The sequence below is a fragment of the Pseudoselenomonas caprae genome (assembly GCF_008271345.1).
GTDB classification, from domain to species: Bacteria; Bacillota; Negativicutes; order Selenomonadales; family Selenomonadaceae; genus Selenomonas_A; species Selenomonas_A caprae.
The window spans coordinates 25,791-36,111 of the sequence record NZ_VTOZ01000032.1 but is presented as its reverse complement, the minus strand read 5'-3'; the positions used below and the strand labels follow the sequence as shown (position 1 = coordinate 36,111).

The window sequence follows — 10,321 nt, the reverse complement described above, 5'->3', positions numbered from 1 at the left end:
GACACGAGGATAATCCTGATAAAGATGGTAGGAAAACCAATATTTACATTCGAGAAGCACTCGGCCAAAAAGAAGCCTTTGACCCCCTATTAGAAAGCAAATATCTAGATTATTGTTCCTACCTTGGCATTACCCCTACCAAGCGTGAAAAACTGACTAGGAAATACTGGACCCTATAATGTAAAACACCGCCCTTTCGAGCGGTGCCCCTGCCTTGTTTCGGCTTAGAAGGTTCTTTCGTAGGAAAGCTTCATGTTCTGGATGTCTGCCGTAAATTTCGCCCCCCGTGCAATCTCATCGGCGGCCTTCAAAAGCTCCTCCGGTGTGGGGCTTCCGCCCATCCGGCTTACGCTTGCGCTGGCTTCGATGTCGATGCAGGCTTTGTGGTTCTCCCAGTCGGTCTTTTCGATGTTGCTGTTCTGGAAAATCTGGATGTTGATGTAATCCTGCCCTGTGCGCTTGTTGTTCCACCCCATCGAGTTTTCTTCAATCTCGAATCCGTACTCGGCTGCCTTGCTGGTGATGATTTCGTTTACTTCCTGCTTTGTCATTTTGTTTTCCTCCCTTTCGGTTGTCTGTGTTTTCCCTTTCGGTATGTGTATATTCCCGTACTATGGAAGAAATAGCAAGTCATAAATGAGAATTATTTTATGTATACAAGGAGATTAATTCTATGGATTTTGAAAAGTCAATTCGCGGAAACAAAGCAAGGGAAAATTTCAATTCCGGCTACAATTGCTCCCAGTCCGTACTGCTGGCCTATGAAGATTATTTGCAGGAAAAAGGACTTGACCCTAAAACCGTATTGCGGATGGCATCACCCATGGGAGGTGGAATCAGCCGTCTGCGGGAAATATGCGGTGCTGTCTCTTCTTTATGTCTGCTAATAGGTTTAGCAGATGGTTACGACACACCAGATGATGAAAAGAAAAAAGCACTGTATAGTCAGGTTCAAAAACTTGCACTTCAGTTCAAAGAGCATCAAGGCTCCATTATCTGCCGTGAGTTGCTAGGCTTAGAGCAAAAACATGACCAGCCTACACCATCAAAACGAACAAAAGAGTATTATGCTGAACGCCCCTGCGCCGATTTCTGTGCAACGGCAGCAGCTATTTTTGAGGAACATTATCTACAAGAACTGTCTAAATAACCAGCACACCACGGCTGTCATATACTGATTCTCCGCTATCATTTCCGCAACGAATAGCACGGTCAAGAGCCATGATGAGGGCAATCGCCCCGTCAATCTTCTCCGTGCTTTTTGCTTTGTCTGCCTTGATGTTCCCTGCAGGGTCGGTGCGAATGAAAATGTTGTCCATGTTCCAGCGCAACACCGGATGACCTCCATGAGCAATCCGCTCCTCCAACACCAGCTTCATCAGTTCCTTGGTTGGTGGCGACATGGAGGCAAATCCCTGTCCGAAGGGAACAACGGTAAAGCCCATCCCCTCAAGGTTTTGCACCATCTGCACCGCCCCCCAGCGGTCAAAAGCAATCTCGCGGATATTGAACCGCTCTCCCAGCCGCTCGATGAACTTTTCGATATAGCCGTAATGCACCACATTACCTTCCGTGGTTTGAAGGAATCCCTGCCGTTGCCAGACATCGTATGGTACATGATCGCGTCGCACGCGCAAATCCACATTGTCCTCGGGAATCCAAAAATACGGCAGCACTGCATATTTATCGCTCTCATCCAATGGCGGAAACACCAGCACAAAAGCTGTGATGTCTGTGGTGCTGGAAAGGTCAAGCCCTCCGTAGCAGACACGGCCTTCAAGTTCATCTTCCGAAACTGGAAATGCGCAAGCATCCCATTTATGCATCGGCATCCAGCGGATGGACTGTTTCACCCACTGATTCAGGCGAAGTTGTCGGAAGGAGTTCTCTTCCCCAGGATTCTGCTTTGCTGAATCGCATGCAGCTTGCACTTTATCTATACCAACGGTGATGCCCAAGGATGGATTGGCCTTCTTCCAAACTTCTGGAGAAGTCCAGTCCTCATTCTCCTTGGCTCCGTAAATCACTGGATAGAAGGTATGGTCGATTTTCCTGCCCTCCAAAATATCCAAGGCCTTCTGATGAGTTTCGTAGCAGATGGACTGCGTATCCGTTCCCGCCGTAGTGATCAGAAAATACAGCGGCTGCATACGTGCATCGCCGGAGCCTTTGGTCATAACATCGAAAAGCTTTCTGTTGGGCTGGGTGTGAAGCTCATCGAACACCACGCCGTGGATGTTGAAACCATGCTTGGAATAAGCTTCTGCCGACAGCACTTGGTAGAAACTGTTGGTGGGTTGGAAAACCATCCGTTTCTGAGAGGCAAGGATTTTCACCCGCTTGTTAAGTGCTGGGCACATCCGCACCATGTCAGCAGCCACATCGAAAACGATGCCCGCCTGTTGGCGGTCAGCCGCGCAACCATAAACTTCTGCCCGTTCCTCCCCATCGCCACAACAAAGCAGGAGCGCCACAGCCGCCGCCAGTTCGCTCTTGCCCTGCTTCTTCGGAATCTCCACGTAGGCGGTGTTGAACTGGCGATAGCCGTTTTTCTTGAGGATGCCGAACAGGTCCCGGATGATTCGTTCCTGCCAGTCAATCAGCTCAAAGGGTTTCCCCGCCCAGGTACCCTTGGTGTGGCACAGGCTTTCAATGAAGGCCACGGCAAAGTCCGCAGCCCCCTTGTCGTAATGGGAATCTTCTGCCATAAATTCAGTCGGCTTGTAGCCGGTAAGTTTTCGCAATCAATCACCTCCCACAGAAAAAGGAGCCTTTCGGCTCCCCCTTCTTTATCCTTCGAAGGAAATGTTCAGCATCCCGCTCCCGGTCATGAAGTCGTTGCTAATGTAAGGGTCTTCCATGGTGGTTTCCCATGCTTCCTCGGTCATCCTTTTGACACGCTCAGCTCCCATCTTCTCAATCAGGGCCTTCTTGCTAATCTTCTTTCCCTCGAGTTTGTAAATCGTCTTCATTTCGGTTTCCTCCTTCGCTTGTCTAGATTGTCCTCTTTCGGTATGTGTATATTCGCTCTTAATGCGATTTATAGCAAGTGGTTTTCGGATAATTTCTGTGTATACTTCAACGAGAAACAGCCCCGAAGGGCTGTCCCCGGCTGTTGCCAATCTCAGTTGAACTTTTCCATCAGAATTGCGTAGGCTTGGTAGCCAAGTTCCGTATCCGGTTCCATGTCCCATCCCCGTTCGTAGTGAAGGATTGTTTTGCCGTTCGCCCGGCATTCCAGCTTGGAAATTCTGCCGCCGTCAATTCCGAATTCTGAACCTTCCTCGTAGTGCTTTACCCAATACTGAACCTTGGTGCCTTCAATCTCAATTTCGCCTTTGCTCCACATGGTTGCATCCTCCTTCGCTTGTCTGGTTGTTCCCTTTCGGTATGTGTATGTTCGCTCTAAACGAGGTTTATATCAAGCGATTTTCGGATAACTCTTGTGTATACATTTCAGTCCGTAGGCCAGCTGTATTCGTAGGCATCGCCGAGGATATTCTCGTCAAAGCCGAATTTCAGATAAGCCCTGTCCAGCGTTTCAAGGTAGTGGCTGGATGGAATCCCCAGCTTGCGGTTCTCATGCATGATGTAAGCCATCCCTTGGGTAAGCCCACAGCGGATGCCATGCTCATCCGTTCTTACGACTTTAATGGTCTTTTTGTAGTAGAAGGTCGGAAACCCCTCGTAGTGATCGAGGCTGTTCTCATCCTCTTCCGTAATCTGCCACAGGAGCACCGGCACCTTCTGTCCTTTTTCCTTCTCAATGGTGGCATAGGCTCCGGTCTTGCTTCCCTTGAACATCAGCCGCCATCCTTCAAGGATTCCTGTTCCTAAGAGCTTGGCCGTGGGGCATCTGAACGCCATCTGACCTAAGTCCATGTTACTGCCGTAGGCAATGTAAATCCTGCTTTTCATTTTCTTTGCCTTCCTTTCTGCCTCCGAAGGAATATCCCTTCTACCACCCAAAGCCCGCCGTGTGGCGGGTCAGTGGCTTTGTGGGGCTTTTAAGCCGAAGGGGTATTCCTGCCGAAGCGGAAAGCGGCATCGCCTTCAAGGTTCCTTGTGAGGATTTCCCTTGCGGTTGCAAATTCCTCCCCAATGAATCCAAGGCGCATCAGCCAAGTCCGCATCGCAAATTTGGGGTTCTCCCGCTGTGGTTCTTTGGGGCTTGCGGTCTTTACCTCCTTTGCCATTTCGGAAAGGGCTAGGCAAAGCTGAATGTAGCTTTTGAGTTCGCCTGCGTGAATGCCGCCCTTTTTATCTGCCGTGGGGTTGGCAAATTGGAAAAGCCGAAACTCGATGGTCCCTTTGGTGAATGTGGCGTGAAGGTTTAAGCAATGATACCGGCTTTCGTTGTAATGCTGATGTCTGCCGTAGCTTGCGCCATTTCCTTCGTACCAAATGTCTGCCAATGCCTGCATGGTCTGTGGCTTTTTCTTGTTGAGCCGGTCGAGGAAGTTCCGGCTGACCGTCCGGCAATAGCGTCCGAGGCGGTTTTGGTCAAGCCTCATGGCGGCGATCAGCAGGCTTTCGTGGCTTGCCATGATGTTGGCAAGATTCCGCAAGGTTTGTGCCGTGTGGTCGGCTTTGCCGATGTGAATGTGTACTCCGCACATGTGGCGGGGATTGCTTTTTGCTCCGGCGTGGCGAAGGTTGCGAAGAAGTTCCTGCAAGGTGGCAATGTCTTCGTAGTGCAGGATGGGCGTTACCAATTCGGTCTGTTCGTTGCCGGATTCTGCATCGATGCTGACATCCCTTTGGAATTTCCATTCCCTGCCCTGTCCGTCCCATGCGCTCCAAGTGTAGTAACCGTTGCGGTCTGCCGTGTACTCGTAGCGTCCGGTGCCGAAGTAGTCGGCGGCAACCTTGGATGCCTTTTGGCGGCTGATGCTGTACATCTCAACCTCCACCCCAATGGTCTGTTTCTTCATGTTCTCAATCTGCTTGGCGGTATTCGCATTCATCTTGAAATCCCCTTTCTGCCTTGTGGCCTGCTGTGTTTTTCCTTACTGTATATATCACTCTAGTGAGAGAGATTATCAAGTTAATAAGTGTGTATACACAGCGCACATGGGGGACTATTTTCCATTGTCTTCCGGTCGATGTTTCAGCAGATAGAATTTGTCGACCGAGGGGATAAGGGATAGGGACGAGCCGTTGTCCCAGCGGACTAAAATCGAGCCTGCATCATCCACCCCTCTTATCTCCCCAACGGTTCCTTCCGGCGGTGCCTGCGGTTCATCGTGCATTTCCACCAGCATCACAATGCGCCCCGGAGGGTAGATGGAGCGCAGCCGCTCCACCTCCTCTCTGCTTAGAAATCCCATGTTGTTACTCTTGCTCATGCTCAGCAACCTCCTTCTTTTTGCCGGACTTGAAGCTGGCGTTGCCGGAAAGGTTCGCCATAAGGATTTTCCGCGTTGCCTTGTACTCGGCTCCAATCAGCCCAAGGCGCAGGAGGAAACAGCGGAAGGCGTATTTCTCGTTGTCCACCGCTTTAGCCTTGGCGGTCACCCGTTTCTGCGTTCTTGCCATCTCGCAAAGCTTGCCGATGAAGTCCTGCGTTGCTTTGGCTTTCTCCGGTGTGACTTCGCCGTTCAGCCAGTTGAACATCACTTTATCTTCGACAAGAGTGTAGGTTGCTTCTTCGATGCCGAATGCCTTCTTGATAAGGTTCCCCTTGCTCTCCAGCAGATGGTCTAAATTCTCCAAGGCATCATCCGTGAAGGATTCCTTTGGCATGCTGATGGAAAGGTTGTCAGGCTTCTGCTCCTCAGTCGCCTGTTTTTCCTCCGGCAAATCCTCATGGGCTTCGCAAGGAAAGCCTGCCTGTTCCAAGGCTTCAAGAACATCCTCTACCATCTTGCTGTCGGTGCGGTCGGCAAAAATCAGGGTGCCATCTTTGGTTATCTCGAAGTCTCCCACCTGGTAGGAAAAACTTGGTGCTCCCAGATACTTGATTTCCCAACCTTCCAAAGCCTCGCTGACTACCTTCACCATTTCTTTGCGGCGGTTACCGCTGACGTTGTACTTTACTTCCATTTTCGTGACCTCCTTTGTGTCAACCATATCTTTTGGTAGTCACATATTCCCGTAAAGCGTAGGAAATAGCAAGTGATTTGTGTTGTATACAATCAAGTTTCCTTAGCGAAATGGGCAATGCCCATCATTACATAGTAGACACAGGGAAGTGCTACTCCATTGCCCCACATCTTGTACTCGGCACTATCCGTATGAGGATTTGCCAACCATTTGCGGATTTGGTTATCGGTCTTTGACTTCTTGGTGGTACCCATCACCTTGCGGTGGGTTTCAAAGACCTCACGCCAGAACTGCATTTCTTCCGCTGTGGGATTTTCCGTGCCAAGGTCACTGCACCACCAATCCGGGAAACCTTGAAGCCGACAACATTCCAAGGGAGTAAGCCTGCGGACAATATAACCTTTTTGCACTGCCCCTGGTCCTCTTGCCGTCATGGGTGGCTGCAATTCCTCGTCTATGGATGGAGCAAATTTGGCATTGGCTCCAGAATTAAAAGCATCCCTGCCAATCCCGCAGCATACCGCCGTTGGGTCTTTGTAGTCCCTGGACATCAGCGTAGGGGATTTTTCCTTTTCCACCTGCGTGTAGCAGCCTGTTGTCATGGCATAGGCTTCATCCTGCTGAACGATAGCCAGGCCACCCTGATTGGCATCCGGAGTATTGCCGGATGTATCTATGCAGCGGGATATGTTGGTTTCGTAAATGTTGTGGCGGGCGTTCTTCGTTCCCTCAGAGGTCAACCGTATATCTATGGTACTGACCACGGCGTTGAAATTATCTTTATCCGGCATCCGCTGCTGTCCTGCAGCATTGCTTGCGGTAATTGTTCCTGCCACCTCACTGCCATCCCAAAACTTTGTAACGAGCGGCTGATTATTGCCGCCTGTGCCATAGGTACTGGCTACCGTTGGGGCAACATCCAGCGGCCCCGTGTATCTGGAATCCATGCTATGGTTTTCATAAACTTGTGCCTGTTGAGTAGTTATGGCGGCAGGAACCACTCCAGCCCGAAGTGTCGGTGACTTTTCCTCCTCGTAGCCAATGCTGCGGCTCTTAGCTGAATGCTCCGTACAAAATCCTACGCTTACACCTTTGCCTGCCGTTCCAAGGCCAGGCGCAAGTTTTCCGGCAAAGCCTTGCCACGAGCTAAAGCACGATGCAAAATCCCCGAGCAGGCTCTCGGTGTCAAATAATATTTTGGATGCACAACCGCCTGCAAAATCTGCGACAAGGTAGATCCTGCGCCGCCTTTGTGGAACTCCCCAACCTTGCGCGTCCATAACACGGTACGCAATGCTCCATCCATCTCCCATGAGAATGTCGGCATAAGGCCAGCCAGTTTTTTCAGGCATAGGCACCGGGGGAGCCTGTGGTTCTTTGATGCGGACGATTTCCGTGAGGACGGATTGGAAGTCCCGTCCCTTGCTGCTGGAGAAGGCCCCGGTGACGTTCTCCCACACAATGAATCTTGGATATCTGCCATTTGTAGCCTCCCTCATTTCTTTAATTACTCGCACCGCCTCATAGAAAAGGCAGGACTGCTTTCCGTCCAGTCCTGCCCTCTTACCGGCAATGCTCATATCGGTACAAGGCGAACCGAAGGTGATGATGTCCACCGGCTCGACCTTTCCACCGTGTATCTGATTGATGTCTCCGTAATGCTTGACCATAGGCAGCCGTTTGGTTGTCACCCTAATCGGAAAAGGCTCCACTTCACTTGCCCATCTCGGTTCAATGCCAGCGAGGATTGCTCCCAACGGGAAACCTCCGCTGCCATCAAAGAGACTGCCCAATGTAAGTTTTTTCTGTTCTGTCATTGATTCAATGTCTCCTGCTCAAAATCCGTGATGCCCCTAGCAATAGCACGGGCGAACTCGTCCTGCTTGGTGCGGAGCAAAACCTCATCCTCGGCATTGTCGATAAAAGCCGTCTCCACCAACACCGCTACGGCATCCGTATTCGAGAGTACATACAGACCGTTTCTTCCTGGCTCTGCACCCTTAACGCCACGGTCTTCCGTCCCCAGCGCATCCACAATCTGACGCTGAATGCACTCAGCCAGTTGTTTGCCGTATTTGCTAGTGTGGTAGTGCCAAACCTCCGTCCCATTGGCTACGCCGTTAAAAGCATTGCAATGAATTGATACAAACACATCTGCGTCAATGTTGTTCGAGGCACAGACCACCTCATACAAATCATCCGACTGCAAATTGCCGGATACAGAAATGCCGGCCTTGGTGAGATGCTTCTCTACAAGGTCGGCGATATTCTTTGCCACATCACATTCTCTAAGTCCCGTTCCGCTATTGACAGCACCGGGGTCAGGGCAGCCACAAGGGGCATGCCCAGGATTCAGAAATACACGCATCATGATTCCTCCTTCGGTTTAGGAACATCAGCATAGGAAATCTTCTCCCCATCCCGTTCCACATACACATCTGCAAAACTTCCATCATGGGCATTGGCGTATCTTGCCACCGCCACATCCACAAACTTCGGCTCCAATTCCACACCGTAACAGATTCGCCCTAACTGGTCGCAGGCGATAAGCGTTGAAGCCGAGCCAAGGAAACCGTCCAGCACAAGACCATTAGTCTGGGTGCATTGCTTGATGAGATAGGCAATCAAGGGAACCGGCTTGCTGGACGGATGACCACACCCCTCAGTTTTCGAATCTTTGATACGGTCAAACTCAAACACAGTGGTCTGCTTCTGATCGCCATACCAGGTGTGTTTGCCGTCCTTGCGCCATCCCCAGATAATCGGTTCATGGATATACTTCCAGTCAGTGCGTGTCAAAACGAGCCGGTTCTTCTTCCAAACCAACCCTGCCCCAACTTTAAAGCCCGCATCCTCATAAGCGTCATGGAAGATGCGGGCTTTTGCCGTAGCGTAGAAAACATATATCGAGGCATCCTTTGCCATGGCTTCATGGAAACAGCCGAAGGCTTTGGTAAGGAATTCGTATGCCTCCTTGTCGGAGAGGTCATCGTTCTTGATTTTGCCGGATGTGCTTTCAAGATTCACCATGTATGGCGGGTCGGTGCATACCAGATTTACCTGTTCATCACCGAGCAGACGCTGGTAGGTTTCCGGCAAGGTAGAATCACCGCAGATAACCCGGTGCTTGCCAAGGTGCCACACATCTCCTGCCTTGGAGATACACGGCTTTTCCAGTTCCTCGTCCACATCGAAATCATCCTGTTTGGCATCATCATCGGTTTCAAAAAGGTCAGCCAGTTCCTTTTCATCAAAACCGGTCAGCCCCAAATCGAAGTCCATGCCCTGCAAGGCTTCAATCTCGACACGGAGCATATTTTCATCCCAGCCAGCGTCCATGGCATAGCGGTTGTCGGCTAGGATGTACGCTTTCTTCTGTGCCTCTGTGAGATAGTCCACAAACACACAAGGTACTTCAGCAATATGCTCTTCCTTGGCTGCCATCAATCTGCCGTGCCCAGCTATGACATTGAAGTCTCTGTCAATAATGACCGGATTCACAAAGCCAAACTCCCGTAACGATGAACGCAGCTTGGTTATCTGCTCCGGCGAATGCGTCCGGGCATTGTTGACGTATGGCACCAACTTGTCGATAGGGACAAGCTGCATATCTGTAGTTGTTTTTCCCAAGAAGTACACCTCCTCAATGTTTCATCCTTGTGCGAAGCAAACGCTCCATCACATCATCCTGCGGATTGGCTCCGCTGTATCCTTCCGAGCAGTTTTCCTTCACCACCTGGTAAATCTGATACCAGAGCTGATTGGCCTGCTTCATGTACTGCAAGCTGATGTTCACATAGGGCGATACGATAGCCGCCCCAGTCGTTGGATGCTTGGCAAGGAATCCATAATTGGAGATGGCATCCTGACATTGAATCCAGCGGGACACGGTCATGGCGTAATGTTCGATAAGCTCAGGGCTGACCAGTTCGGCACATCCCCTTTCATTCAGCCAGTTCCATGTCTTTTCGTAAATCTCCACAGCGTAATTTTCCTGCCCGTTCTTCTGAGGTGCTTTGAGGTACTCCTTGGGAGAGGGCATTTCCATGCCCTTGAGATTAGCCGTTGGCAGCACCGTCACCTTGGCATTCTTGCCTTCGCTGATTTTATCGACAAGAGCTTTCTTCTTACGCCCGGCACCTGCTCTGGCGCCGCCTCTGTTCGTTCCGTCTTTGGCCATTCTCATCACTCCCTTTCGGCCTTTGATTTCTGGATTTTTCAAACGTTTTTCAAACAAAACCGGCTTTTTTCAAAGAAATTCACAAGCCGACATTAT

Annotated in this window: 13 protein-coding genes; 1 reads left to right on the top strand and 12 read right to left on the bottom strand. The window is 50.6% G+C overall.

The annotated features are described in order from the left end of the window. Positions 1–224 precede the first annotated feature (224 nt). On the bottom strand, positions 225–551 hold the full coding sequence (locus FZ041_RS12550; RefSeq protein WP_149189808.1) for a hypothetical protein: 327 nt from the start codon (positions 549–551) through the stop codon (positions 225–227). 122 nt (positions 552–673) lie between these two features. Between FZ041_RS12550 and FZ041_RS12545 the strand changes: the two genes are divergently transcribed. Continuing rightward, positions 674–1,150: a C-GCAxxG-C-C family protein gene (locus FZ041_RS12545; RefSeq protein WP_072305440.1), complete on the top strand. Its 477-nt coding sequence runs from the start codon at positions 674–676 to the stop codon at positions 1,148–1,150. On the opposite strand, the gene FZ041_RS12540 is transcribed toward FZ041_RS12545, so the two are convergent. The 11 genes from FZ041_RS12540 to FZ041_RS12490 all read right to left on the bottom strand — a co-directional run bounded on the left by FZ041_RS12540 (position 1,143) and on the right by FZ041_RS12490 (position 10,225). Then, positions 1,143–2,744 carry a terminase large subunit gene (locus FZ041_RS12540; RefSeq protein WP_149189807.1) on the bottom strand — a complete coding sequence of 534 codons (1,602 nt, stop codon included), beginning with the start codon at positions 2,742–2,744 and terminating at the stop codon, positions 1,143–1,145. The genes FZ041_RS12545 and FZ041_RS12540 overlap by 8 nt on opposite strands. Before the next feature lie 45 nt (positions 2,745–2,789). Next, on the bottom strand, positions 2,790–2,972 hold the full coding sequence (locus FZ041_RS12535; RefSeq protein WP_149189806.1) for a hypothetical protein: 183 nt from the start codon (positions 2,970–2,972) through the stop codon (positions 2,790–2,792). 152 nt (positions 2,973–3,124) lie between these two features. Beyond that, positions 3,125–3,349 (bottom strand): DUF7678 domain-containing protein, encoded by a 225-nt coding sequence (locus FZ041_RS12530; protein WP_072305442.1) that lies wholly within the window; start codon positions 3,347–3,349, stop codon positions 3,125–3,127. Positions 3,350–3,456: 107 nt separating this feature from the next. Next, the gene (locus tag FZ041_RS12525) at positions 3,457–3,918 is read right to left on the bottom strand and encodes a gamma-glutamylcyclotransferase family protein (protein ID WP_149189805.1); all 462 of its coding nucleotides are present in this window, start codon (positions 3,916–3,918) and stop codon (positions 3,457–3,459) included. A gap of 89 nt (positions 3,919–4,007) precedes the next feature. After that, positions 4,008–4,967: an amidoligase family protein gene (locus FZ041_RS12520; RefSeq protein WP_072305444.1), complete on the bottom strand. Its 960-nt coding sequence runs from the start codon at positions 4,965–4,967 to the stop codon at positions 4,008–4,010. 114 nt (positions 4,968–5,081) lie between these two features. Then, positions 5,082–5,330, bottom strand: coding sequence for a DUF4314 domain-containing protein (locus FZ041_RS12515; RefSeq protein ID WP_149189812.1), 249 nt, complete (start codon positions 5,328–5,330; stop codon positions 5,082–5,084). A gap of 4 nt (positions 5,331–5,334) precedes the next feature. Continuing rightward, positions 5,335–6,045 (bottom strand): hypothetical protein, encoded by a 711-nt coding sequence (locus FZ041_RS12510; RefSeq protein ID WP_149189804.1) that lies wholly within the window; start codon positions 6,043–6,045, stop codon positions 5,335–5,337. 92 nt (positions 6,046–6,137) lie between these two features. After that, positions 6,138–7,862 (bottom strand): DNA cytosine methyltransferase, encoded by a 1,725-nt coding sequence (locus FZ041_RS12505; RefSeq protein ID WP_149189803.1) that lies wholly within the window; start codon positions 7,860–7,862, stop codon positions 6,138–6,140. After that, a complete protein-coding gene (locus FZ041_RS12500; protein ID WP_149189802.1) occupies positions 7,859–8,413 on the bottom strand; it encodes an N-acetylmuramoyl-L-alanine amidase family protein in 555 nt (184 codons plus the stop codon). Before FZ041_RS12500 ends, FZ041_RS12505 begins: the two co-directional genes overlap by 4 nt. Continuing rightward, entirely contained in the window at positions 8,413–9,675 is a 1,263-nt protein-coding gene (locus tag FZ041_RS12495; protein ID WP_149189801.1) for a site-specific DNA-methyltransferase, read from the bottom strand. The genes FZ041_RS12500 and FZ041_RS12495 overlap by 1 nt, the downstream gene beginning before the upstream one ends. A 13-nt stretch (positions 9,676–9,688) precedes the next feature. Beyond that, a complete protein-coding gene (locus FZ041_RS12490) occupies positions 9,689–10,225 on the bottom strand; it encodes a P27 family phage terminase small subunit (RefSeq protein ID WP_149189800.1) in 537 nt (178 codons plus the stop codon). Between the last annotated feature and the right edge of the window lie 96 nt (positions 10,226–10,321).

Bases quoted from the DNA above. Each gene is read 5' to 3' on its own strand.
- FZ041_RS12525 (WP_149189805.1), bottom strand. From the start codon at position 3,918: ATGAAAAGCAGGATTTACATTGCCTACGGCAGTAACATGGACTTAGGT.
- FZ041_RS12505 (WP_149189803.1), bottom strand. From the start codon at position 7,862: ATGACAGAACAGAAAAAACTTACATTGGGCAGTCTCTTTGATGGCAGC.
- FZ041_RS12510 (WP_149189804.1), bottom strand. From the start codon at position 6,045: ATGGAAGTAAAGTACAACGTCAGCGGTAACCGCCGCAAAGAAATGGTG.
- FZ041_RS12550 (WP_149189808.1), bottom strand. From the start codon at position 551: ATGACAAAGCAGGAAGTAAACGAAATCATCACCAGCAAGGCAGCCGAG.
- FZ041_RS12520 (WP_072305444.1), bottom strand. From the start codon at position 4,967: ATGAATGCGAATACCGCCAAGCAGATTGAGAACATGAAGAAACAGACC.
- FZ041_RS12500 (WP_149189802.1), bottom strand. From the start codon at position 8,413: ATGCGTGTATTTCTGAATCCTGGGCATGCCCCTTGTGGCTGCCCTGAC.
- FZ041_RS12515 (WP_149189812.1), bottom strand. From the start codon at position 5,330: ATGGGATTTCTAAGCAGAGAGGAGGTGGAGCGGCTGCGCTCCATCTAC.
- FZ041_RS12490 (WP_149189800.1), bottom strand. From the start codon at position 10,225: ATGGCCAAAGACGGAACGAACAGAGGCGGCGCCAGAGCAGGTGCCGGG.
- FZ041_RS12530 (WP_072305442.1), bottom strand. From the start codon at position 3,349: ATGTGGAGCAAAGGCGAAATTGAGATTGAAGGCACCAAGGTTCAGTAT.
- FZ041_RS12535 (WP_149189806.1), bottom strand. From the start codon at position 2,972: ATGAAGACGATTTACAAACTCGAGGGAAAGAAGATTAGCAAGAAGGCC.
- FZ041_RS12545 (WP_072305440.1), top strand. From the start codon at position 674: ATGGATTTTGAAAAGTCAATTCGCGGAAACAAAGCAAGGGAAAATTTC.